Source organism: Pseudomonas sp. GW821-FHT09C09 (assembly GCF_059418105.1).
This window is the reverse complement of sequence record NZ_JBWKPF010000001.1, coordinates 1,036,026-1,060,383: the sequence shown is the minus strand read 5'-3', so window position 1 is coordinate 1,060,383 and position 24,358 is coordinate 1,036,026. Positions and strand designations below refer to the sequence as shown.

The following is a 24,358-nucleotide window of genomic DNA, read 5'->3' as shown; positions in this document are numbered from 1 at the left end:
CTTTAAATCAGCGATGACCTGAAACGAGTGCTTCGTTAAAAGGTAGCGCGCTTATGCTATCAATCAAATGCACACTATACCCCGGCACATTCTTCGCATGATGCTTCGCCTGCGAAGCCATCTCCGCCAACTGACTAGCATCCAGTTGCGCACAAGCTTCAGGATGCAAATGCACCACGCCAATGGACAGTGACAACAACGGAAACTCCTGCCGAATCCCCTGGCGATTCGGCGCAACAAAACACCCAGCCTCAAGGTGTTCGGGCCGATAAAACCGTCGACATTGACTCTGAAAATCATCAAGCAATTGATTCAGCCGTTTACGCCAATCTTCCGGGCCTAGCACCAACAGAAAATCATCCCCGCCAATATGCCCGACGAAATCACGGGATGGGTCGACACGTTCGTTCAGGCATTGCGCCAGACACAACAACACCTCATCCCCCCGCCCATACCCATAGATATCGTTAAAGGGTTTGAAGCTATCGATATCGACATAGCAAATAACCGACTCCCGTCCCTGTTGCAGCAACCGTGTCAGGCATTGCTGAATCGGCACATTCCCCGGCAACAAGGTCAGCGGGTTGGCATACCGAGCCTGCTGGATTTTCAGCTCGGTGATCAGTTTGAGCACGTCGATTACCCGACCCAATCCCAGATAGCTGCCATTGAGGGTGATGATGAAGTCTTCTTCGATGCGCTGCCGGGCGCGGCTGGTGATCAGGCGGCTGACCTGTTGCAGCGACTGGCTCATTTCCACGGCGAGGAAGTCGTCGTTCATCAGGCGACTGATGGGTTTGCGGGCGAACAGGTCGGTGGCGAACGGCTTGAGCAGCGCATCGGACAGTGAATGACGATGCACGATGCCGCAGGGCTGGCCTTGTTCGTCCAGCACTGCCAGCGAGTTCAGGTTGGCCTGACGACGAAACGCTTCGAGGACGGTGGCGGTGGGGGTGTCGCGATTTACGGCCGGTTGATCGTTGAGCAGGGCGCTGAGGTCGCTGCCTTCGTCATTCAGTGCCACTGCGCTGCTGTCGTGTTTGGGCATCAGGGCCCGGGCGTCGCGTGGCGGGTGTTCCTGCGGGCGCCCGAGCAAGTAGCCCTGGACCAGATCCACCCCCATCTCGGTCAGCACCGCCAGCTCTTCCGGTAGTTCGATGCCTTCGGCAATCACCTGCGCCCGGGAGGCTTTGGCGATTTGCAGGATCGATCCGACGAACTCGCGTTTCAACGCGTCCTGGTGAATGCCGTCGATAAAGTGCCGGTCGATCTTCACGTAATCCGGCCGCAGCTCCGACCACAGGCGCAAGCTTGAATAACCCGCGCCAAGATCGTCCAGTGCAATCGAAAAACCCATCGCCCGGTAGTGATGCAATGCCGTTTGCAGCAACTGAAAGTCATCGATCGGGGTCTGCTCGGTGAGTTCGATCACCACCTGACTCGGTGGAATGCCGAAGTCCTGAAGCAGTTGCAGCGTACGCCCCGGCTGGTGTGCAGCTTCGAGCAGGGATTCGGGAGAGACGTTGAGAAACAGTTTGCCCGGCAGTTGCTGTTCGTTGAAACGACGGCACGCGCTTTGGCGGCAGGCGATTTCCAGTTCGCTCAAACGCCCGGCCTGGCGGGCAACGGCGAACAGGGCGATGGGGGAGTGCAGCGGGCTGTTGGACGGGCCGCGAGTCAGGGCTTCATAACCGAGAATGCGTCGTTCGGAGAGGCAAATGATCGGCTGGAACAGGCTGTGCAAACCGCTTTGAGTCAGGATCGAGCTCAAGGCACTCAGCTGTTCGGTCGTGGTCATGGCAATCTCTGGCGATAAAAAAAGGACTGGGAGCGCTCTCGATGAAGAGAACCGCTCCCAGTCCTTTATTGCACGACAGAATGATGACTGTTTGATGACGATCCGGGGATCGTCACCATTAAATTGCCATCACCTTACTTCTTGGCCACCTGATTGCTCAGCTTCAGGTAATCCAGCAGCACGCGCCCGGTCTCGCTCAGGTAGGCGTCGTCTTCCGGTTTGACCTTGTCCGGCTCGGCTGCCGCGAGGGCGTCGTCGTCTTCTTTCTTCAGCTCTTTGAGCGGTTCTTCGCCTTTGGCCTTGCGACGGATGTTTTCCATCGCCAGTTGCTTGGCGTCGATGTCGGCGTGCTGGGCGCGACGATCGGCTTCATTGAGGCTGACGGTTTTCTCTTCCAGCAGCTTCTGCGCCAGGGCCAGCTTGTCGCGGATGAACACGAACTCCGCGTCCTTGGCCGAACGGGCGTCATGCTCGGACTTGAGCTGGGCCAGATACGGCTTGAACGGGTCGACCGCCGGTTTGATTGCCGCGCGGATGGTGTCCCACGGCATGGCTTCCGGCAGGGCGCTCTCGCCGATTTCCTTGGTGTCGATGATCGACGGGTAGTCGATGTCCGGCAGTACGCCCTGATGCTGGGTGCTCTGGCCGGAAACCCGGTAGAACTTGGCCAGGGTCAGTTTCAGTTCGCCATGGTTCAGCGGCTGAATGGTCTGCACGGTGCCTTTGCCGAAGGTCTGGCCACCGATGATCAGCGCGCGGTGGTAGTCCTGCATGGCGCCGGCGAAGATCTCCGAAGCCGAGGCGGACAGGCGGTTGACCAGCAGTGCCATCGGGCCTTTGTAGAACGCGCCCGGGTTTTCATCTTCGAGCACATCGACCCGGCCATCGGCGTTACGCACGAGCACGGTAGGGCCCTTGTCGATGAACAGGCTGGTCAGCTCGGTGGCTTCCTGCAGGGAACCGCCGCCGTTGTTGCGCAGGTCGATGACCACGCCGTCGACTTTCTCTTTCTGCAGTTCGGTCAGCAGTTTCTTGACGTCGCGAGTGGTGCTCTTGTAGTCCGGATCACCGGCACGGAACGCCTTGAAGTCCAGGTAGAAGGCCGGAATCTCGATCACGCCGAGCTTGTAGTCCTTGCCGTCCTGTTTGAGGCTCAGGATGGATTTCTTCACGGCCTGGTCTTCGAGCTTCACCGCTTCACGGGTGATCGGCACGATCTTGCTGGTCTGGTCGTTCGGCGCATTGCTGGCCGGGATGACCTCCAGACGCACCACGGTGCCTTTCGGACCGCGGATCAGCTTGACCACTTCGTCCAGGCGCCAGCCGACCACGTCGACCATCTCTTTGTTGCCCTGGGCAACGCCGATGATCTTGTCGGCAGGAGCAACCTGCTTGGTCTTGTCGGCAGGACCTGCCGGCACCAGACGCACGACCTTCACTTGATCGTTGTCGCTCTGCAACACGGCGCCGATGCCCTCGAGGGACAGGCTCATGTTGATGTCGAAGTTTTCCGCGTTATCCGGCGACAGATAGTTGGTGTGCGGATCGTAAGACATGGCGAAGGTGTTGATGTACGCCTGGAAGATGTCTTCGGCACGGGTCTGGTCCAGACGCGCCAACTGGTTCTTGTAGCGCTTGGTCAGGGTTTCCTGGATCTGCTTCGGCTCTTTGCCGGCGATCTTCTGCCGCAGCACTTCGTCCTTCACGCGTTTGCGCCACAGGTCATCGAGTTCGGCGGTGGATTTGAGCCACGGAGCATCCTTGCGATCGATCAGCAAGGTTTCCTTCGTGGTGAAGTCCATCTTGTCGACGCCTTTGTCCAGCTCGGCGATGGCGAAGTCCAGACGCGCCTTCACGCGGTCCAGATAACGCTTGTAGATGGTGAAGCCGGCGTTGAGGTCGCCGCTCTTGAGGAAGTCGTCGAACTGGTACTTCCACTTGTCGAATTCGGCGATGTCGCTGGCCATGAAGTAGCTGCGCGACGGGTCCAGCAGCTTGATGTAGCTGTCGTAGATGATCGCCGAGCGCGCATCGTCGAGCGGCGGCTTGCTGTAGTGGTGGCGCTTGAGCAACTCGACGACGTTCAGACTGGCAATCACTTCATCGCGATCAGGCTGCAACTTGTCCCAGCTGTTGGCTGCGAATGTGCTGCCCGACACCGGCAAGAGGCCGATACCGATGAATAGAGCGAGGGCGGTGCTGGGGAGCAGATGCTTCATGCTGATTCGACGCGGGGACAATTGATAACGCATATTAGGCCGTCTTTGAAGTCGCCGGTACCTCTACGCTCTGTACGATAACTGCTGTTCAGCGATCGTTCAGACCCCAGGGCCGGTCGCATAATGCAAAAAGCCCGGCGCTACAGCTTCGGGCTCAGTCCAGACTCACTATGGAGGCACTGTGAAGGCATTGCAAGGCGTTGAAGGTCAAGTGGCATGGGTTGATGAACCAAGTCCTACGTGTGATGTAGGACAAGTTCGCATCCGGGTGGCGGCAGCGGGCCTCAATCGCGCGGATTTATTACAGAAGGCGGGGCTTTATCCACCGCCGCCGGGTGCCAGTCAGGTGCTTGGGCTTGAATGCTCCGGAGTGATCAGCGAAGTCGGCGCCGGCTCGTCCTGGCAGGTCGGTGATCGGGTCTGCGCCTTGCTGGCCGGGGGCGGGATGGCCGAAGAAGTGGTCGTCGACGGGCGGCATGTACTGCCGGTTCCGGAAGGTGTGTCGCTGATCGAAGCGGCTGCACTGCCCGAGGTGTACGCGACCGTCTGGCTGAATGTGTTTCAACTCGCTGCGCTCAAACCGGGTGAGAAAGTTCTTCTGCATGCCGGCGCCAGTGGCATCGGTTCTGCCGCCATTCAACTGTGCAAGGCGTTTGGCAATCCGTGCTGGGTCAGCGTCGGATCGACCGAGCGTCTGGCCTACTGTGAAGCGCTGGGCGCCCAGGGCGGTGTGGTACGCACTGACGATCTGGAAAGCCTGCGGGACTTCGGGCCGTTCGATGTGATTCTGGATCCGGTCGGCGGCAATTACTCGGCGCTGAATCTGAAGCTGATGGCTCAGGACGGGCGCTGGGTGCTGATCGGCCTGATGGGTGGCCGCGAAGCGAAACTCGATCTGGCCCAGGTGCTGGCCAAGCGTGTGCAACTGTTGGGCTCGACCCTGCGCAGCCGTGACGATCAGTTCAAGGCGGATCTGTTCAGCGACCTGAGCCAGCATGTGTGGCCGCTGTTTTCCGAAGGGCGCCTGAAGCCGCAACTGGCCAGGACCTTTGCGATCAAGGATGCCGAAGCGGCGTTTGCCGAGCTGGCGAGCAATACGGTGGCGGGGAAACTGGTGCTGGTGATCGACGAAAGCCTGAGCTGATCACCGATGCTTGTGGGAGCAGGCTTGCTCCCACAAGACAATCGCTTACTTCCAGAGATGAATCGGCCACCCGAATTTCTCGGCTTGCTCGCGCAACACCGGATCCGGATTGACCACGTGCGGGAAATCCACTTTCAGCAGCAGCGGCAGGTCATTGCGTGAGTCGGAATAGAAGCTCGCGCCCTCAAGGTTTTCCTCTTCGGCGTCCAGCCACTCCAGCAAACGGGTGATCTTGCCTTCGCGATAGGTCAGGGTGCCCACGGTGTGGCCGCTGTACACGCCATGGGCCACTTCCAGTTCGATCCCCAGAATCTCGTCGATGCCCAACCGCTCGGCGATGGGTTTGACCAAGTGTGTACCCGAAGCCGAGATCACCAGAATCCGGTCGCCGGCCTTGCGGTGGGCAGCGATGGTTTTGGTCGCATCGCTGAAGATGATCGGCTCGATAAAGTCTTCCACCCACGGCCCGACCAGATGATCGACCTCTTCCGGGGTGCGGCCGATCAAGGGTTCTAGGCTGAACTCCATGAAGTCTTCCATGCGCAACTTGCCATGGCTGTAGGCGTCCATGAGTTCATTGTTCTTGCGCATGAACGACTCGGGATCGACCCAGCCCAGGCGGCCCATCTGCTCGCTCCAGAGGGTGGCGCAGTCGCCGTGGATCAGGGTTTCGTCCAGATCAAAAATTGCCAGGGCCATCAGTGCAGTTCTCTCTTCAACGTCAGCAAAGTCATCAGGCTACCTCACACAGGGCTGTCGGATCGATGGAAAGCGCCAGGCGCTGACCGTCGGGATGCAGATCCGCCGCCGAACGGTTGAGGACATCCACCACCAATTCAACGCCTCGGGCTTCGATGCGGTAGCGGATCACGTTGCCCAGCAGGCTGTGGCTGCGAATCTGCGCATCGAGTTCACCGTTCAGACTCAGTTCGATGGCCTCCGGGCGAATCGCGATGCGGTGGTTGATCGGCCGTTGCAACAGCTTCGAGGCACTCTCGGCATCCAGCAGGTTGTAGTTGCCGATGAAGCCGGCGGCGAACACATCGACCGGTGCGGTGTAGAGGGTTTCGGCGTCGCCGCTCTGTACGATCTTTCCCTGATTCATCAGGAAAATCCGGTCAGACATGGTCAGGGCTTCTTCCTGATCGTGGGTGACGAAAATCGTGGTCAGGCCGAGTTCGCGCTGGATCTGACGGATCTGTTCACGCAAGTGTTTGCGAATCCGTGCATCGAGGGCCGACAGCGGTTCATCCAGCAACAACAGACGCGGACGGGTGACCAGCGAGCGGGCGAGGGCGACACGCTGACACTGACCGCCGGAGAGTTGATGCGGATAACGACTGGCGAAGTCGTTGAGTTCAACCAGTTTCAACGCCTCGGTGACACGCTTGTGGCTGTCGTCCGGATTGACCTTTTGCATGCGCAGACCGAAGGCGACGTTCTGCTCCACGGTCATGTTGGGAAACAGCGCGTAGCTCTGGAACACCATGCCGATCCCGCGTTTCTGTGGCGTCAGCGGCACGATGTCGACGCCATCGAGCAGAATCTTGCCGCCATCCACCGGTGTCAGGCCGGCGATGCAACGCAGCAGGGTGGATTTGCCGCAACCGGACGGGCCGAGCAGGGTGACGAACTCACCCTTCTGGATTTCGCAGTTGATGTCGCTGAACACCGTGGTGCCGGCGTAGTTTTTTTGCAGGTGTTGGACGCTGACATAGCTCATTCGCTTTTGTCCTTGTTCAAGATGTTGGCGACCCAGGTCAGGACCAGCACGAAAAAGAAGTAGGAAATCACCAGTGCGCTGGTGAAGTGACCGCTGCTGTTGCGCATGTTGTTGAGGTAGACCTGCAGGGTTTCGTAGCGGGTGCCGACCAGGATGTTGGCGAACACGAACTCACCGAACAGGAACGAGAACGACAGCAGCAACGCGACCATCAGGCCCTTGCGCAGGTTCGGCAGCACCACCAGGAAAGCCGCCTGAAAGGTGCTGGCGCCAAGCAGTTGGGCGGCATCCATCAGGTCGCGCAGGTTGATCGCCTGCAGGTTGTTGGTAATCGCCCGGTACATGAACGGCAGCGCCACGGTGAAGTAGCAACCGATCAGGATCCACGGCGTGCCGACCATTGCGAACGGCCCGGAACCGTAGAGCTGCAACAGACCCACCGACGACACCACCGGCGGCACCGCAAAGGGCAGCAGGATCAGGATGTTCATCAGCGCATCAAGTTTCGGGAAGTGGTAATGCACCACGAACAGCAGCGGCAAAATCAGCACCACCGAGAGGATCAGCGCGCCGACGCACACCAGCAGCGACTGGCCGAAGGCGTGCAGAAAGCGCGGATCACTCCACAACTGGATGTACCACTTGAAGGTGAAGCCGCTGGGCAGCACGGTGGCCGACCAACTGCTGGCGATCGAATAGATCAGGGTGCCCAGCAGCGGCAGCAGCAGAATGGCGAACAGCAGGTAGACCACGACGCGGTGGTAGACGCCGGCCGGGCCGGATTCAGCGCGAGACATGGTAGCTCCTCTTCAGCAGCAGTTGATGCACGACGGTCACCAGGGTCATCAGCGCCACCAGCACCACGGCCAGGGCGCTGGCCAGGTTCGGATCGAGGGAAATGTCGCCGGACACCATCGCCGCAATGCGGATCGGCAGCACGTTGAAGTTGCCGGTGGTCAGCGCGTACACCGTGGCATAGGCGCCGAGGGCGTTGGCCAGCAGGATCACGAAGGTGCCGAGCAGCGCCGGGGTCAGCACCGGCAGGCCGATGTGGCGCCAGAACTGCCAGCCGTCAGCGCCGAGCAGCGCTGCGGATTCACGCCAGTCTTCACGCAGGGCATCGAACGCCGGGTACAGCAGCAGGACGCCCAGAGGAATCTGGAAGTAGGTGTAGAGGATGATCAGCCCGGTTTTCGAGTACAGGTTGAAATCCTGAATGATCCCGGCCTGTTTCAGCATGATGGTGATGCTGCCGTTGAAGCCGAGCAGGATGATGAAGGCAAAGGCCAGGGGCACGCCGGCGAAGTTGCTGGTCATGTTGGCGAAAGCGTTGACGAAATTGCGCAGTTTCGAATCGACCCGACGCAGGGAGTAGGCGCCGAGCACCGCGATGATGATCCCGAACACACTCGACCAGAAACTGATTTCGAGGCTGTACTGGATCGCCTGCAGATAGAACTTCGAATTGAAGATCTTGCTGAAGTTGGCGAAACCCCAGCCGAATTCTTCTGATTGCAGGCTGTTGATCATCACCCAGACCAGCGGGGCGATTTCGAACACGATAAAGAACAGCGCAAAAGGCACCAGGCACAGGGCGGCCAGCCATTTGCCGCGAGTCATTGAGTTCACTTGAGCAACTCCCGGCACACAGGTTTGTCGTGAGGTACGCCGAGCAACTCGCAAACGGTGCCGCAGAGGTCGGTCTGCTTCGGTGTGGCGTCCGCGTTCAGGCTGAAGGCGTCGCCGAGCACGAACAGCGGCACCTGGCGTTCTTCCGGCAACAGGCCGTTGTGCGAGCGGTCGTTGTTCATGCCGTGGTCGGCGGTCACCAGCACCTGATAACCGGCGTCGAGCCAGCCTTGCAGATAGTCGGCAAGGATGATGTCGGCGCTGCGTGCGCTGTTGCGGTATTGCGGGGTGTCGAGGCCGTGTTTGTGGCCGGCGTCGTCGATGTTCATCGGGTGGATCAGCAGAAAGTCCGGGGCGTGGCGCAGACGCAGGTTTTCGGCGTCGGCGAACAGGTGCGAGTCCGGGTAGTGATCGTTCCAGTAGAAGTGGCCATGCTGGATCGGCAGCGTCGGGTCATCGGTGTGACGATCCCGGGCGGCTACGAACGGCGAGCGGTTGTAGAGCTCGCTGACCCAGTGGTACGCGGCGGCGGCGGTTTTCAGACCGGCATCGCGGGCGTAGTGATAGATGCTGCGCTGGTTGGACAGGCGCGAGACGTTGTTGTGGACGATGCCGCTGTCGATGGGCGGCACGCCGGTGAGGATGCATTCGTAAAGCGGTCGGGACAGGGCCGGCAGCTCGCACTCCAACTGGTAGAGCGCGGCGCGTCCTGCGCCAACGTAAGCCTGCAGATGCCCCATGGCGTGACGCGCGACCTCGTAATTGAGGCCGTCGAGCACGACAAGGATGACGTTGTGCTTCATAGGGGCAAAAACTCCGCGAAACAGATCAGATTCGAATTCAATGCAGATGCCCTTGCGGGAGCGAGCAAGCTCACTCCCGCAAGGGATTTCCAGCGATCCCGGACGTGGGATCTACAGAATTACTTCATCTCGACGATGACTTCTTCGTTCCACTTCTGCGGCAGAGCCTTCGAGGTTTTTTCCCACGCATCGGCGTCCTTGATCGGCGTGACTTTCTTGTACTGCTCGTTCGGCAGCAGCTTGGCTTTCACGTCTTCCGGCAGGGTCAGGTGCTCGGCGCGGATCGGACGGGCGTTGCCACGGGCAAGGTTGGTCTGGCCGGCGTCGCTGAAGATGTATTCGCGGGTCAGCTTGGCGGCGTTCGGGTTTTTCGCGTATTTGTTGATGATGGTGGTGTAGCCGGAAATCACCGAGCCGTCGGACGGGATCAGCACCACGTAGTCATCCGGGTTGGCCATCTTGGCCTTGTAGCTCAGACCGTTGAAGTCCCAGACCACGCCGACTTCGATCTCGCCTTTTTCCATGGTGGCGATGGTCGGGTTGGCCATCGACAGTCGACCCTGCTTGGCGATGTCTGCGAACAGCAGCAGGGCAGGCTGGATGTTTTTCTCGTCGCCGCCGTTGGCCAGTGCTGCGGCGAGTACGCCGTTGGCCGCTTGTGCGGCAGTGCTCACGTCACCGATGGACACCTTGTATTTGCCGCCCTTGAGGTCAGCCCATTTGGTCGGTACTTCGGAGCCGTGCAGCAGTTTCTTGTTGACGATGAAAGCGATGGTGCCGGTGTAGGCCAGTGCCCAGTTGCCGTCCTTGTCCTTGGCCCATGCAGGAACCTGATCCCAGGTGGTCGGCTTGTACGGTTGCACCACGCCTTGCTTGACCGCGATCGGGCCGAAAGCGGCGCCGACGTCGCCGATGTCGGCGGTGGCGTTGTCTTTCTCGGCAGCGAACTTGGCGATTTCCTGGGCCGAACTCATGTCGGTGTCGATGTGTTTCAGGCCGTAGGTCTTGGCCAGGTCTTCCCAGGTGCCTTTCCAGTTGGCCCAGTCATCGGGCATGCCGACGCTGTTGACGGCGCCTTCCGCTCTCGCAGCGGCTTCGAGGGTTTTCAGATCATCAGCCGCCATGGCGGCAGTGCACATGGCAATGGTCGAGCCTAACAGTGTTGCCAGGAAAAGCTGTTTCATTCCGAAGCTCCTTGGTCGTGTTCAACGCTGCGATTGCGGTTTGTGTTGGTCTAGGTCAGCAATACCTGAGCCAATGTAGGGGGGCTGGATGACACTTTGATGTCGGCGCACGCCTGACCAGCGATTATTTTCTTCGGTACAGGCGGCTGCCCGGTAAGCGTAGACCACCCTCAAAGTCCCGGCAGGCAAGGGACTTGGCCGATGTATTGCAAGTTGTCAGCGCGACCGCTCGGTAGTTTTGTCATCTCTCGGTCATCTGCACTGCCTAGGCTTGCAACACGACCGAACGGCGCAATAGTCGTGCGGTTTTGCCCCGAAACAGTGCTGGTCTAGTCCAGATAGGTAACGTTGATGCGCGATGAGGCAACAAAAGCGGTGACAGCCATTGGGCAGATCCTTCAGGAGCAGCTCGACCACGGTTTGCTCGTGGCGGGCAGCAAGTTGCCGGCCGAGCGCAAGCTCAGCGAGTTGTTCGGCACTACGCGCATTACTGTGCGTGAAGCCTTGTTGCAACTGGAGGCGCAAGGGCAGATTTATCGCGAGGAGCGCCGGGGCTGGTTCGTGTCGCCACCGCGACTGGCTTACAACCTGATGCAGCGCAGTCACTTTCACGCGATGGTCAGTGCGCAGGGGCGGGTGCCGTCGACCGAGGTGATTTCGGCGCGGCTTCAACCGGCGTCAGCGGCAGTCTGTGCGTGGTTGCAGTTGCCGGCGCTGTCGAGTGTGATTCAGATCTGCCGGTCGCGGCGGATCGATGGGCGGCTGGTGTTGTATGTGGAGCATTATCTGAATCCGCAATATTTCCCGGGGATTCTGGAGTTTGATTTGAATCAGTCGATTACCGAGCTGTATGCGCGGCATTACGATTTGCACTATGGGCGGGTGCGGTTTGAGATTGTGCCTACGTCTTTATCGGTCGATGCGGCGGCGGCGTTGCGGGTTTCGGTGGGGAGTCCGGGGTTGCGGATTGCTCGGGTCAATTATGATCAGTCGGGGCGGTTGATTGATTGTGATCTGGAGTTTTGGCGGCATGATGCGATTCACGTTGGGGTTGACGTTGTTTGACCTTGACCTTGGCGGCCTCTGGGCCGACCAGGTTTTGGGTTGATTGGGGTGAATATCCGTTGCTTCGGGTGTTGCGGCTGACGGTTTCGCTCTTACAGCGACTCCCTTTGGCAAACGCCCCAAAGGAAGCAAAGGTCTGGGCCCCGGCGTACGGCACCTCGCTTTGGCTCGGTGTTCCTTCGTTCCGGGATTCATCCGGGGGCATCGCCTACGGTTTGCTTCGCTGCACCTCCTCTCGATGTGTTCGACTTCGTCGAACGGCGCTACGCGCCTACCCCCGGATGAATCCCTCCACTCAGCCTGCCGATGGGGCCGGCACGTCAAAAGCGGTACTCGAGCTAACGCTCATCGTGGTGAGTGGTGGGTGGTGAGTGGTGGGAAGATTGGGCTATTCCTGAGCTTGGCCACCACCGCCTGCGGTAATCACCTGCACATTCATCCTCGGCGTCGCCAGATCCAGTCCTGCCTCATCCAGATGCCGTTTCAGCGACAGGTTGAACGCCCGTGAAACTTCCCACTGTTTGATCGGGGCGGTCTTGAAGCGGGCGCGCAATATCGCGTTGCCCGATTCAAAACTTTCCACACCCTGAATCTCCAGTGGCGACCAGATGTTGCGTCGCTGCAGCGGGTCGGTGCGCATTTTCTGGCCGACTTCGCGCATCAGTTTGATGGCTTCGTCGATGTTCATGTTGAACGGCACTGCCACGCGGAAGATCGCGTAGCCGAATTCCCGGGAGTAGTTCTTGATGCTTTTGATTTCGCTGAACGGGATGGTGTGGACGATGCCGTCGATGTCCCGCAGGCGTACGGTGCGGATGGTCAGGCCTTCGACGGTGCCCAGGTGGCCGCCGACGTCGACGTAGTCGTCGATGGCCAGGGAGTCTTCGATGATGATGAACAGGCCGGTGATCAGGTCGGCCACCAGCGACTGGGCGCCGAAGCCGATCGCCAGGCCGATCACGCCGGCACCGGCCAGCAGTGGCGTGACGTTCATGCCCATGTTCGCTAGCGCGACGATCAGGGCGATGATGAAGATCGCCACGAACAGCACGTTGCGGATCAGCGGCATCATCGTTTGCGCGCGGGCGTTGGCCAGGCCTTTGCGGGAGCGGGTGAGGGCGTGGTGGACGGCGGTGTCACTGAGGATCCAGATCAGCCACGCGAAGATCAGCGTGCCGATCAGGCTGAACAGTTTGACGCTGATGTCGTGGCCTTCGCCTTCGGTGAAGCCGATCAGCGACATGCCCCAGACCCGCAGGCCGAGTTCGATGAAGGCCAGCCACACCAGCAGATGCGCGAGGGTGTAGAAAAAGCTTTTCAGGCGTTCGGAATACAACGCATGGCGTTTTGGCCCGCGTTGGGGTTTGAGGGCGTGGCGGCGGACGAGGCCGTTGATCACCATGCACAACACCAGCAGCACGGTACAGATCAGCGACTGGCGCAAGGCTGTGCTGGTGTCTCCGGCGGAGACGAAGGTGGCGAACAGGGAAATCCCCACCAGTACCAGCGCCGGCACGTACCAGAAGGTGCCGAGGATATCGATGGTGTCGCTGAGGGCGCGGCGGGTCAGGCGGCGGGACAGTGGCTGGTTGCGGATCAGGTGCGCGATGGGGCGGCGGAAGCGCAGGATGAACAGGCCGGTCGAGAGCGCTGCCAGCACATTGGTGACGGTGGCGGCGGTGTGGGCCAGGTGTACGCCCAGCCCTGCCACCAGACGCGGATCGTTCAGCCCCTCACCGAACGCGGCGAAGCTGCCGATCAGCCACAGCGGGCGGAAGGCCTGATGCCGCAGGATGTAAAGCGCACGGTGGCGGTGCGGGCCGTCGAGTACGGAAAAGGCGATCACGCAGATCGCCGAGAAACAGGTGCCGACCACGAGTGCGTAAGCCAGAACCATCGCCAGGCTTTTGCCCAGGGACGATGGCAGCGCGTAGCTCATGTAGACGGTGATGACCAGGGCGATCATCCACGGTCCGAGCTTGCGCAGGGCGAAGCGCAGCATGTCGAGGGCCCGGGGGTGTTGCGGCAGTTCTTCGGTCAGGCCGAAACGCATGCGCACCCGGTGGCCGAGCCAGATCAGCGCGGCGGCCAGCAGGCTCCAGACCATCAGGATCATGGCGAAGCCGAAGATGATCGGTAGCCATTCGCTGGCCGGCATTATCAGGGCGGACAGTTCGTCCTTGGCCAGTTCGAATTCGGCGGACCAGCGATTGAGCGGGCTGTCGCTGCCGGTGAACTGTTTTTCGAAATTGGCCAGGGTGCCGCCGATCAGGCCCAGAACGCCTTCTTCCGGGGTGGCCTGGGCTTTTTTCGTGGCGTCGCGCAGTTTTTTCAGGTCGCCCAGTAACTGGGTGCGCTGCTGATCGTTTTCCAGGGACTTGATGACTTCGTCGAGTGACTGGCCGAGCGGTTCCTGGGCTTCCGGTTGCGCCTTGTTCGAGCCATTGAGCAGGCCGGGCAGGCTCACCGCGTGGGCAGGCGCCGACGGCAGCAGCGTCATCAGGCAGACGAGGAAAAGGCAGGGCAGGGCAAAGAAACGAGCGAACACTAGGCGGTCAACCTCGCAAGGGGCGGATCGGGCGAGTGTACGAGCCCGCCAGAATCAATGCGAGCCGGGCGCGGATTTATTCGTTGAGTTTGGCGAGGATCTTGTAGACCACGGTGGCCAGGATCATCAGCATGCCGATCCACATGGCGAACACTCCGGCGTTCTTGTCGCGGAAGTTGAAGCCGATCGCCAGCAGAATCATTCCGGACAGGATCGGAATGAGCATGGAGTGGAACGCAGACATCGAGATCATGGCGACAGCCTTGTCGAAGGGGATGACTTGAGTCTAGGTCGCTTTTTGCCGACCGGTGGTGATGTGTATCAGAAATGAGCCGGTTTCGCAGGGCAGGGATCGCAACGCGGAGTTGCGATCCCCATGGTTTCTACGGCAGTTCGCGGCTGGCGTAGAACGCGCTCAGCACTTTCACCAGATGCGCCAGGTCATGGCTGCCGCACAGTTCGCGGATCGAGTGCATGGCGAACGTCGGCAGGCCGATGTCGACGGTGCGCACGCCCAGGTGGCTGGCGGTGATCGGGCCGATGGTCGAGCCGCAGCCCATGTCGCTGCGCACCACGAAGCTTTGCACCGGGACTTCTTCGGCCATGCACAGATGACGGAAGAAACCGGCGGTTTCGCTGTTGGTGGCGTAGCGCTGGTTGCTGTTGACCTTGATCACCGGGCCGGCGTTGAGTTTCGGGCCGTGGTTGGCGTCGTGTTTCTCGGCGTAGTTCGGGTGCACGCCGTGGGCGTTGTCGGCCGAGACCAGCAGGGATTTCTGGATGGTGCGAACGAATTCGTCGCCTTCTGGCAGCAGACGACGCAGGGTCTGCTCGAGCATCGGGCCGTCGGCGCCGCAGGCCGAGCAGGAGCCGACTTCTTCGTGGTCGTTGCACACCAGCACGCAGGTTTCTTCGGTGTCGGCGGTCAGCAGGGCTTGCAGGCCGGCGTAGCACGACAGCAAATTGTCGAGGCGGGCACCGGCGATGAAATCACCGTTCAGGCCGATGACCGCAGCACTCTGGGTGTCGTAGAAGCTCAGCTCGTAATCGAGCACCACATCGGCATTCAGACCGTGCTCGCGGGCCAGTTGATCAGTCAGGACGGCGCGGAAATCCACACGCTCGTCACCTGCGAACTGCGCGAGAATCGGCGGCAGTTCGGTCTGGGCGTTGATGGCCCAGCCCTGGTTGGCTTCACGATTGAGGTGAATCGCCAGGTTGGGAATGATCGCGATCGGGGCCTTGAAGTCGATCAACTGGCTCTCGACCTTGCCGTCGCGGCGGAAGGTGACACGACCGGCCAGCGACAGGTCGCGGTCGAACCACGGTGCCAGCAGTGCGCCGCCGTAGACTTCGACGCCCAGTTGCCAGAAGCCCTGGCGCTGCAATTCCGGTTGCGGCTTGACCCGCAGGCACGGGCTGTCGGTGTGGGCGCCGACCAGACGGATGCCGTCGTGCAGCGGGGAGTTGCGGCCCATCTTGATCGCGACGATCGAGGAGTCGTTACGGGTGACGTAGTAACGGCCATTGGCTTCGGTGTGCCAGGTCTCGCGCTCGTCGAGGCGCACATAACCGGCGGCCTCCAGGCGTTGAACAAGGCTGGCGGTGGCGTGAAACGGGGTAGGGGAGGCCTTGAGGAAGTCGATCAGGCCTTGGTTCAACTCTTCGCGCATAAGAAGCTCCAGACAGCAATGGGCGGGAGTTTAACGCATCGGCCTGATGCTTGGGACATTGTGGTGGGGTCAGAACGGTGCCGGACAGTCGAAGCGCAAGCGCTCACCGGTTTGCGGGTGGGTGAAGCTGAGCATGCTGGCGTGCAGGCACAGACGCGGCCAGGCGGCGAGGGCTTGTTCGTGAGCGTAGAGCCCGTCACCGAGCAGCGGATGACCGATGGACAGCATGTGCACGCGCAACTGGTGCGAACGGCCGGTGATCGGCGTCAGCTCGACACGGCACCAGTCGCCGCAACGCTCCAGCACGCGCCAGAAGGTCAGGGCGTGTTTGCCGAATTCGTGGTCCACGACGTGGCGTGGTTTGGTTGGCGGGTCGTAGCGCAGGGGCAGGTCGATGCTGCCGCTGTCCAGTTCCGGCTGGCCCCAGGCCAGGGCTGTGTAGGCCTTTTCGGTTTCGCGGTCGTGAAACTGCCGCGACAGTTCGCGGTGGGTGTCGGCGTCGCGGGCCAGCAGGATGATGCCGGAGGTTTCCCAGTCCAGACGATGGACGATACGTGCTTCCGGGTAGCCGTTTTCCTGCAGGCGAGTGATCAGGCAGTCCTTGTTGTCGTCGGCCCGGCCGGGCACCGAGAGCAACAGGGTCGGTTTGTTCACCACCAGTACGGCGGCGTCCTGATAAATGATGTGGATGTTGGACAGCGGCATTAAAACAGCCTCGTAACAAATGCCAACGGCGGCTCAGGGCCCCTCCGGTGTCGGAAGGGCCCTGAGCCGCCGTCGTTCCTGCCGGATCGACTCAGCGATCGGGCAGGGTGATGTTGAGTTCCAGAATCGAGCAGCTGCCCTGGCTTTCCAGTGCCACGTGTACGTCGTCGTTGCCGATGTTGACGTACTTGCGGATCACTTCCACCAGTTCCTTCTGCAAGGATGGCAGGTAGTCAGGGGTGCTGCGCTGGCCGCGTTCATGCGCCACGATGATCTGTAGACGCTCTTTCGCGACCGAGGCGGTACTTGGCTTTTTGTTGGCACGAAAGAAGTCAAAAAGGTTCATTACCTACCTCCAAACAGACGCTCGAAGAATCCCTTCTTCTCGACATTCAGGAACCGGTGTTCTTTTTCCTTGCCCAGCAAGCGATCAACGGTATCGCTGTAGGCCTGGCCGGCGTCGCTCTGGTCGTCGAGGATAACCGGGACGCCCTGGTTGGAAGCCTTGAGCACGGCCTGGGATTCCGGAATGACACCCAGCAGGCGCACGGCGAGGATTTCCTTGACGTCTTCGACGCCCAGCATTTCGCCTTTTTCGACGCGCTCCGGGTGGTAGCGAGTGATCAGCAGGTGTTCCTGGATCGGCTCTTCGCCGCGTTCGGCGCGACGGGACTTGCTGGCCAGCAGGCCGAGCATGCGGTCCGAGTCACGTACCGAGGAGACTTCAGGGTTGGTCACGACGATCGCTTCGTCAGCGAAGTACATGGCCAGGTGGGCGCCTTTCTCGATGCCCGCCGGGGAGTCGCAGACCACGAACTCGAATTGTTCCTTGAGCTCCATCAGGACTTTTTCCACGCCTTCCTGGGTCAGCGCGTCCTTGTCACGGGTCTGGCTGGCGGCCAGTACGTAGAGGTTTTCCAGGCGCTTGTCTTTGATCAGGGCCTGTTGCAGGTTGGCTTCGCCGTTGACCACGTTGACGAAGTCATACACCACGCGGCGCTCGCAACCCATGATCAGGTCGAGGTTACGCAAGCCCACGTCGAAGTCGACGATCACTGTTTTGTGGCCGCGCAGAGCGAGGCCGGTACCGATAGCGGCGCTGGTGGTGGTCTTACCCACACCACCCTTGCCGGATGTAACCACGAGAATCTTGGCCAAGGTGTTTCACCCCTAAGGAAGAAGGACTGTTCAGCCCCTGAAAAACATCTCTTGAAAACTACTGCAGTCGGACAGCCTTGGCTGGAATTCGGCTTTTGGCCTTTTTCCTACTTCGTTTGAGCCGTTTTCGCTACGTTTTAGAGATGCTTGGAAAATGCGGCAGTATCCGTTAAAGCCGAATGATGTTCAACACGTCGCCCGACAGGCTGACCTGTACGCCCGAACCCCACATCGGATCGCGACGCAGGTCTTCGGAAACCTTGTAGTGGCCTGCGATGGAGATCAGTTCAGCGCTCAATTGCTGACAGAAAATCCGCGCCTTGGTGTCGCCCTTGACCCCGGCCAGCGCACGACCGCGCATCGGGCCGTATACATGGATGTTGCCATCGGCGAGAAGTTCCGCCCCCGGACTGACCGAGGACACCACCACCAGATCGCCACCTTGCGCATATATCTGTTGGCCACCACGTACTGGCGTGGTGATGACGCGGGTCGGTTTGACGGTCGGCTCCGGCGGCTTTTCCGGCTTCTTCGGTGCAACGGGTTCGGCGGTTTCCAGCGGCCGTTCGCGGGCGCCGGACGGCGGCAGCACCGGGATGTCGATGGCGATGGCGGCAGCGATGTCTTCGATGCGACTGGCGCGGATCGCCAGGGTGCGCAGGCCGTGCTGGCGACACACGCGCATCAGGCCCGGCAGATCGACCGCGCCTTCGCCCGGCGGCAGCTTGTCCAGCGCCAGGACCAGCGGCGCGTTGCTGAAGAAGTTCGGTGCCTGGGCGACTTTGGCGGCCAGTTGCCGATCGAGGCTGTCCAGGTCGTTACGGGACAGCTCGAGCACCGTGATGGCGAGCATGCTGCCCTTCAACTGGAACACGGGATCTTGGTCTGGCGATTCGTTTTGGCTCATGTCGGCATACAACGGCTTGTCACTAAAAGTGCCGAGACTTATAACGAGAACGCCCGCCAGCCGCAAGCCGGGCTGAACGATGTAGAATGCGCGGCCACTTATTTACGGAAGCTTTAATGGATCGCCCGCGTTTTCGAAAAGCATTTCTCGCGCCACGCTTCTGGCCGCTCTGGTGCGGCCTGGGGCTGTTGTGGCTGACGGTGCAGTTGCCCTATCCGGCATTGCTGGCCATCGGTCGTTTTCTCGGCGCCCTGATGTATCGCTTCGCCGGCGACCGGCGGCGCATTGCCAAACGCAATCTGGAACTGTGTTTCCCGGAAAAATCCGCCGCCGAGCGCAAACGCCTGCTCAAGGAAAACTTCGCCTCCACCGGCATCGCGTTCTTTGAAATGGCGATGAGCTGGTGGTGGTCCCGTCAGCGTCTGGCAAAACTGGCCCATGTCGAAGGCCTCGAGCACCTGCAAAACGCCCAGCGCGAAGGCAAGGGCGTGATTCTGATGGCGGTGCATTTCACCACCCTGGAAATCGGCGCGGCGCTGCTCGGTCAGCAGCACACCATCGACGGCATGTACCGCGAGCACAAGAACCCGCTGTTCGATTTCATCCAGCGTCAGGGCCGCGAGCGGCACAATCTCGATTCGCTGGCAGTGGAGCGCGACGACGTGCGCGGCATGCTCAAGCTGCTTCGTTCCGGGCGCGCTATCTGGTACGCACCGGATCAGGATTACGGCGCCAAGCAGAGCATCTTCGTGCCGCTGTTCGGCATTCAGGCCGCCACCGTCACCGCCACCAGCAAGTTCGCCCGGCTGGGCAAGGCGCTGGTGGTGCCGTTCACTCAGGAGCGCCTGGCGGACGGCAGCGGCTATCGTCTGGTGATCCATCCGCCGCTGGAAGGTTTCCCCGGCGAGACCGAAGAAGCCGATTGCCTCCGCATCAATCAGTGGGTGGAAGGCGTGTTGCGCGATTGCCCCGAGCAATACCTGTGGGCGCACCGGCGCTTCAAGAGCCGTCCACCGGGCGAGCCGAAGCTGTACGCCAAACGTCGTTGATTCACCCCACCCCATAAGCACCACGGAGCGTTGCGATGAGCCCAGCTGAACCGGTCACAGGTTTGATTCTTTCCGGCGGCGGGGCTCGGGCGGCGTATCAGGTGGGGGTGCTGGCGGCGATTGCCGAATTGCTGCCACTGGGCGCGGATAATCCGTTCCCGGTGATCGTCGGTACCTCGGCCGGGGCGATCAACGCGGTCAGCCTCGCCAGCGGCGCCACGGACTTTCGCGCCGCCATCGAACGCCTGACCCTGTTCTGGCAAGGCTTTCGCAGCCATCGCGTGCTGCGCAGCGACTGGCCGGGGGTGATCCGCCAGGCCAGTCGTTTCGTCAGTCACAGCCTGCTGGGCATGGGCCGGCAAATGCCGGTGGCGCTGCTCAACAGTTCGCCGCTGCGTCATCTGCTCAACGAAAAACTGCACATGCCCGGCATTGCCGAGTCCATCGCCCGCAAGCAATTGCATGCGGTGGCGGTGACCGCGTTCGGCTACGAATCCGGACAAGCGGTGACCTTCTATCAGGGCGGCGGCAGCATCGATGCCTGGCTGCGCCATCGGCGCATTGGCGTGCCGACTCAACTGACCGTGGAGCACTTGCTCGCCAGTTCGGCGATCCCGCTGTTGTTCGCGCCGGTGAAAATCGGCGAGGAATACTTTGGCGATGGCGCGGTGCGGCAGTCGGCGCCGATCAGCCCGGCGCTGCACCTGGGCGCGAGCCGGGTGCTGGTGGTCGGTGTCAGCGGCAACCCGCGCGGGTTCGACCCGGCACAACCGCTGGAGCGCACTTATACCGGTCAGCAGCCGACGCTGGCGCAGATCGGCGGGCACATGCTCAACAGCACCTTCATTGACAGCCTGGAGAGCGATATCGAGCTGCTCCAGCGTCTGAACCAGTTCAGCCATCTGATGCCCGAAGGCACGCCGATACGCACGCTGGGCGTGGCGCCGGTGGACGTGCTGGTGATCTCGCCAAGTCAGCCGATCGATGAAATCGCGGCGCGGCATCGTCAGGAACTGCCGGCGGCATTGCGGCTGTTCTTGCGTGGGCCGGGGGCGACTAAAACGAGCGGGGCAGGGGTGTTGAGTTACTTGCTGTTCGAGGCGGGGTATTGCAGTGAACTGATCGACCTTGGACGGCGCGATGCGCTGGCCAAGCGCGATGAGCTGTGCCGGTTTCTCGGGATTGGCGAGGCGGTGATTCCGGCTTGAAACCGATGGCGCCCGGGTGGGCGCCATCGGTATCACTATCAGAAGTGGAACTTCACCAGGAAGCTGGTCACGTTCTGATTGGTGGTGAAGCCACGGGTGTCGTCGATCCCGTACTTGTCTTTCCAGTAGTCGTATTCAACACCGACGTACAGCTGCTTCTCGCCGAAATTCAGCGCCTTGCCCAGGTCGTATTTGACCTGTGGGTTGAAGTGCAGGTTGGCGTGGTATTCGCCTTTGCTGTTGACGTCGTTGTCGACCACCCAGTCCATGTAGCCGTCGATCAGCACGTTCGAGTTGCCGACCGGAATGGTATAGGACCAGACCGGCGTGATCTGCCAGACGTTGTCACCCGGACGCGAGCCTTCGGTGTGGCGCTGGTAGAAGTTCAGCTGGAAGTAGTCGAAGCCCGGAATCGCCAGGTCGAAGCCTGGACCGATCAGGTAGGACTCGACGTCGCCTTCGCCGAACTCGTAGGTCATGGCCAGCAGTACGTCTTTGATCGGGCCGAATTCGATCTTCTGGTCGAGCACCTTGCCCAGCGAGATACGTGGCTGGAACTCACCGTAATAGGTGTTGTTGCCGACGCCGCCGTCAGGCTTGCCGTTGTAGAAAATCTTGTCGACGAACAGGAAGTTGTCGCCGTACTTCCAGGCATCGGCGTGCTCGAAAGTGACGGTCTGCTGGATGGCCGGGTTGACCTTGAAGTCTTTGCCGTACAGGTAGGTCAGGCTGTTGTTCTGCCATTGCAGCAGGCCGTCGGCCATGGCCTGGCCCCCCGCCAGCATGGTTCCCGCAAGCATCAGGCTGGTGCTCATACGTTTCATTCGGTTGCTCCCAAAGTAGGTATTCCACGTTTATTTTTTTGAGTCGGCGCTCTGGTGTGGCGCCTTTTTTCGTTACCGCAAAAATCATCCATTCGGTCAGCTTTAATGCTGTTAGCAAGAGCTGAGCCAAGGCTTTTCGAAAAGCAAAAAAACGCCCGTCGGCTGCTGAAAAACAGTCGATTGAGCGTGTTTTCGGGACGCCTCGGTACTGACCGGGGCCGGGATAAGTTGGCCTGTCGGTCAGGAATTAAATCCGGGCTTTTTTTTAGACCGAATTCAGGAGGCCGCGGAGAATACTGACTCAACGGCCAGGCCTCAAGTGCCCCGCAACAGAGCACCGACGACAGGTAGGCGGCACGGTTGCGGGTCATCTTAGAAGTGCACCTTCACCAGCAGGCTGGCGGTGTTCTGATTGGTGTCGAGGTTGTGGCTGCTTTCGACCCCGTATTTGTTCTTCCAGTAGCTGTATTCGGTGCCGACATACAGCTGCTTCTGACGCCAGCCGAGGGCTTTGCCCAGGTCGTATTTGATCTGCGGATTGATGTGCAGGTTGGCGTGATAGGTGCCGCGGGAGTTCTCGTCGTTGTCGACGACCCAGTCGAGATAGCCGTCGATCAGCACGTCGGAATTGCCCAGCGGAAAGCTGTAGGACCAGCCCGGAGTGATCTGCCAGACACCATCGCCCGGGCGCGGGCCTTCGGTCTGGCGGCGGAAGATGTTCAGGGTGACGTAGTTGAAGCCTGGCACTTTCAGGTCGAAGCCGGGGCCGATCAGATAGGCCTCGCTCTCGCCTTCGCCGTACTCGTAAGTCATCGCCAGCAGCACGTCCTTGATCGGGCCGAATTCGATCTTCTGGTCGAAGATCTTGCCGAACGAGAAGCGCGGGGTGAATTCGCCGTAGTAGGTGTGCGGGCCTTTGTTGCGGTCTTCCTGGCCGTTGTAGAAGATCTTGTCGACGAACAGGAAGTTGTCGCCGTACTTCCACTTGTCGGCATGCTCGAACGTCACCGTCTGCTGGATCGACGGGTTGATCGCAAAGTTCTTGCCGTACAGGTAGCTCAGGCTGTTGGTCTGCCACAGCAATAAATCGCCGGCCATGGCTTGTGATGCGGCCAGCAGGCCGCCGCTCAACAACACGTTGGTTTGAGTCCGGATCATCTGTTGCTCCCTCTTGTTTTTATTGTTTGAGGCAAAGCTGTCGCGAGGGGGCAGGCGTTGGCGAGCCCCCTTTTTTACTCTTCGGATCAGTGCGGGTGTGCGTGACAGTCGTTGATGGCCGCGCGCTCGGCGCCGCCCAGGATGTTGAACAACAGGTTCAGCGTCAGCGCGCTGAGGGTGGCCATGGCGATCCCGCTGTGGGTGATCGGGCTCATCCACAATGGCAGGTGGGCGAAGAATTCCGGACGTACCACCGGAATCAGGCCCATGCCGATGCTTACCGCCACCAGCAATTGATTGCGTCGGTCACCGATGTCGGCTTCCTGCAGGATCTTGATACCGGTGGCCGCCACCATGCCGAACATCGCAATCGCCGCACCACCGAGTACTGCCGGTGGAATCGACGCCACCAGGAACGCCGCTTTCGGCAGCAGGCTGAGGACGATCAACAGACCGCCGGCAACGATGGTCACCGAGCGGCAGCGCACGCCGGTCATCTGCACCAGACCGATGTTCTGCGCGAAGGAGGAGTGGGTGAAGGTGTTGAAGAAACCGGCAACGAACGATGCGCCGGCATCACACAGCAAGCCGCGACGCAGCATGCGCGGGCAGACTTCCTGACCGGTGATCTTGCCCAGCGCGAGGAACATCCCGGTGGACTCGACAAAGATGATCACCACCACCAGACACATCGACAGGATCGGCGCCAGTTCGAACTTCGGCATGCCGAAATGCAGCGGGGTGACGAACTGAACCCATGGCGCGTTGGCCATGCCGCTCAGGTCGACCATGCCGATGGCGCCGCAGAGCACGTAGCCCAGGCACATGCCGATCAGCACGGAAATGTTGACCCAGAAACCGCGCATGAAGCGGTGGATCAGCAGAATGGTCGCCAGCACCAAAGCGGCGATGGCCAGATAAATCGGTGAACCGAATTGAGCGGCGCCAGCGCCGCCACCGGCCCAGTTCACGGCCACGGGGAACAGCGACAGACCGATCGAGGTGATGACCGTGCCGGTCACCAGCGGCGGGAAGAAACGTACGACCTTGGACATGAACGGCGCGATGATCATGCCGAAGAACCCGGCGGCAATGGTCGCGCCGAAGATCCCTTGCAGACCGATGCCGGGCATGCCGGCCATGGCGACCATGCTGCCGACGGCGGCGAAACTGGCGCCCATCATCACCGGCATGCGAATGCCCATCGGGCCTATCCCCAGGGATTGCACGATGGTGGCGATGCCGGCGACCAGCAGGTCGGCGTTGATCAGGAAGGCGATTTCTTCACGACTCAGGCCAGCGGCCTGTCCGATGATCAGCGGTACCGCGATGGCGCCGCCGTACATCAGCAGAACATGTTGCAAACCGACCAGGATCAGTTGCAAAAGGGGCAAACGCTGAATGGCGGGTGCGTCGGGGATGCGCGCTTTGGACAGCTCGGACATGCAACACCTCGGATCTTTTTTATTCTTGTGATTGAACAGCTGCCGGGTTGCTCACAGCTGTTTCTTTGCATCAGGTAAACCGCGTTGCGGCAATTCGCTGGCAAGCCAGCTCCCACAC

Annotated in this window: 22 protein-coding genes; 4 read left to right on the top strand and 18 right to left on the bottom strand. The window is 60.6% G+C overall.

The window, feature by feature from the left end:
• Positions 1-7: 7 nt before the first annotated feature.
• Together AC07NR_RS04980 and AC07NR_RS04975 are read right to left on the bottom strand one after the other, a co-directional pair.
• Positions 8-1,798 carry a bifunctional diguanylate cyclase/phosphodiesterase gene (locus tag AC07NR_RS04980; protein WP_248744664.1) on the bottom strand — a complete coding sequence of 597 codons (1,791 nt, stop codon included), beginning with the start codon at positions 1,796-1,798 and terminating at the stop codon, positions 8-10.
• A gap of 134 nt (positions 1,799-1,932) precedes the next feature.
• The gene (locus tag AC07NR_RS04975) at positions 1,933-4,017 is read right to left on the bottom strand and encodes a carboxy terminal-processing peptidase (RefSeq protein WP_162803468.1); all 2,085 of its coding nucleotides are present in this window, start codon (positions 4,015-4,017) and stop codon (positions 1,933-1,935) included.
• 181 nt (positions 4,018-4,198) lie between these two features.
• On the opposite strand from AC07NR_RS04975, the gene AC07NR_RS04970 reads away from it, so the two are divergent.
• Positions 4,199-5,161: a zinc-binding dehydrogenase gene (locus AC07NR_RS04970; RefSeq protein WP_495077930.1), complete on the top strand. Its 963-nt coding sequence runs from the start codon at positions 4,199-4,201 to the stop codon at positions 5,159-5,161.
• Positions 5,162-5,206: 45 nt separating this feature from the next.
• On the opposite strand, the gene AC07NR_RS04965 is transcribed toward AC07NR_RS04970, so the two are convergent.
• The 6 genes from AC07NR_RS04965 to AC07NR_RS04940 all read right to left on the bottom strand — a co-directional run bounded on the left by AC07NR_RS04965 (position 5,207) and on the right by AC07NR_RS04940 (position 10,500).
• The gene (locus AC07NR_RS04965) at positions 5,207-5,860 is read right to left on the bottom strand and encodes an HAD family hydrolase (RefSeq protein ID WP_495077929.1); all 654 of its coding nucleotides are present in this window, start codon (positions 5,858-5,860) and stop codon (positions 5,207-5,209) included.
• A 34-nt stretch (positions 5,861-5,894) separates the two neighbouring features.
• Complete coding sequence (locus AC07NR_RS04960) at positions 5,895-6,884, bottom strand: ABC transporter ATP-binding protein (RefSeq protein ID WP_134825956.1); 990 nt, start codon at positions 6,882-6,884, stop codon at positions 5,895-5,897.
• Positions 6,881-7,681: an ABC transporter permease gene (locus AC07NR_RS04955; RefSeq protein WP_065261898.1), complete on the bottom strand. Its 801-nt coding sequence runs from the start codon at positions 7,679-7,681 to the stop codon at positions 6,881-6,883. Before AC07NR_RS04955 ends, AC07NR_RS04960 begins: the two co-directional genes overlap by 4 nt.
• Positions 7,668-8,504, bottom strand: coding sequence for an ABC transporter permease (locus AC07NR_RS04950; protein WP_167748736.1), 837 nt, complete (start codon positions 8,502-8,504; stop codon positions 7,668-7,670). Before AC07NR_RS04950 ends, AC07NR_RS04955 begins: the two co-directional genes overlap by 14 nt.
• A gap of 5 nt (positions 8,505-8,509) precedes the next feature.
• On the bottom strand, positions 8,510-9,316 hold the full coding sequence (locus AC07NR_RS04945; RefSeq protein WP_134825957.1) for an alkaline phosphatase family protein: 807 nt from the start codon (positions 9,314-9,316) through the stop codon (positions 8,510-8,512).
• A gap of 119 nt (positions 9,317-9,435) precedes the next feature.
• Positions 9,436-10,500 carry an ABC transporter substrate-binding protein gene (locus AC07NR_RS04940; protein WP_495077928.1) on the bottom strand — a complete coding sequence of 355 codons (1,065 nt, stop codon included), beginning with the start codon at positions 10,498-10,500 and terminating at the stop codon, positions 9,436-9,438.
• 351 nt (positions 10,501-10,851) lie between these two features.
• On the opposite strand from AC07NR_RS04940, the gene AC07NR_RS04935 reads away from it, so the two are divergent.
• Positions 10,852-11,565 carry a UTRA domain-containing protein gene (locus AC07NR_RS04935; protein WP_134825959.1) on the top strand — a complete coding sequence of 238 codons (714 nt, stop codon included), beginning with the start codon at positions 10,852-10,854 and terminating at the stop codon, positions 11,563-11,565.
• 388 nt (positions 11,566-11,953) lie between these two features.
• On the opposite strand, the gene AC07NR_RS04930 is transcribed toward AC07NR_RS04935, so the two are convergent.
• The 7 genes from AC07NR_RS04930 to minC form a co-directional block, all read right to left on the bottom strand.
• Positions 11,954-14,113: a mechanosensitive ion channel domain-containing protein gene (locus AC07NR_RS04930; RefSeq protein ID WP_495077927.1), complete on the bottom strand. Its 2,160-nt coding sequence runs from the start codon at positions 14,111-14,113 to the stop codon at positions 11,954-11,956.
• Between the two features lie 76 nt (positions 14,114-14,189).
• Complete coding sequence (locus AC07NR_RS04925) at positions 14,190-14,366, bottom strand: hypothetical protein (RefSeq protein WP_169429504.1); 177 nt, start codon at positions 14,364-14,366, stop codon at positions 14,190-14,192.
• A gap of 130 nt (positions 14,367-14,496) precedes the next feature.
• Entirely contained in the window at positions 14,497-15,786 is a 1,290-nt protein-coding gene (locus AC07NR_RS04920) for a M18 family aminopeptidase (protein WP_085710626.1), read from the bottom strand.
• 69 nt (positions 15,787-15,855) lie between these two features.
• Complete coding sequence (locus AC07NR_RS04915; protein WP_495077926.1) at positions 15,856-16,491, bottom strand: RluA family pseudouridine synthase; 636 nt, start codon at positions 16,489-16,491, stop codon at positions 15,856-15,858.
• A 91-nt stretch (positions 16,492-16,582) separates the two neighbouring features.
• Complete coding sequence (gene minE / locus AC07NR_RS04910) at positions 16,583-16,837, bottom strand: cell division topological specificity factor MinE (protein WP_007960071.1); 255 nt, start codon at positions 16,835-16,837, stop codon at positions 16,583-16,585.
• Positions 16,837-17,649, bottom strand: coding sequence for a septum site-determining protein MinD (gene minD / locus AC07NR_RS04905; protein ID WP_064378705.1), 813 nt, complete (start codon positions 17,647-17,649; stop codon positions 16,837-16,839). The genes minE and minD overlap by 1 nt, the downstream gene beginning before the upstream one ends.
• A gap of 169 nt (positions 17,650-17,818) precedes the next feature.
• The gene (gene minC, locus AC07NR_RS04900; protein WP_305838188.1) at positions 17,819-18,556 is read right to left on the bottom strand and encodes a septum site-determining protein MinC; all 738 of its coding nucleotides are present in this window, start codon (positions 18,554-18,556) and stop codon (positions 17,819-17,821) included.
• Positions 18,557-18,672: 116 nt separating this feature from the next.
• On the opposite strand from minC, the gene AC07NR_RS04895 reads away from it, so the two are divergent.
• Positions 18,673-19,605, top strand: a complete 933-nt coding sequence (locus tag AC07NR_RS04895; protein ID WP_495077925.1) for a lipid A biosynthesis lauroyl acyltransferase — start codon at positions 18,673-18,675, stop codon at positions 19,603-19,605.
• 35 nt (positions 19,606-19,640) lie between these two features.
• On the top strand, positions 19,641-20,813 hold the full coding sequence (locus AC07NR_RS04890; protein WP_495077924.1) for a patatin-like phospholipase family protein: 1,173 nt from the start codon (positions 19,641-19,643) through the stop codon (positions 20,811-20,813).
• 38 nt (positions 20,814-20,851) lie between these two features.
• On the opposite strand, the gene AC07NR_RS04885 is transcribed toward AC07NR_RS04890, so the two are convergent.
• From AC07NR_RS04885 to AC07NR_RS04875, 3 genes are all read right to left on the bottom strand, one after another.
• A complete protein-coding gene (locus AC07NR_RS04885; RefSeq protein WP_119428451.1) occupies positions 20,852-21,637 on the bottom strand; it encodes an outer membrane protein OmpK in 786 nt (261 codons plus the stop codon).
• A gap of 372 nt (positions 21,638-22,009) precedes the next feature.
• Entirely contained in the window at positions 22,010-22,795 is a 786-nt protein-coding gene (locus AC07NR_RS04880; RefSeq protein ID WP_085710631.1) for an outer membrane protein OmpK, read from the bottom strand.
• 86 nt (positions 22,796-22,881) lie between these two features.
• Complete coding sequence (locus AC07NR_RS04875; protein WP_085608811.1) at positions 22,882-24,240, bottom strand: nucleobase:cation symporter-2 family protein; 1,359 nt, start codon at positions 24,238-24,240, stop codon at positions 22,882-22,884.
• Between the last annotated feature and the right edge of the window lie 118 nt (positions 24,241-24,358).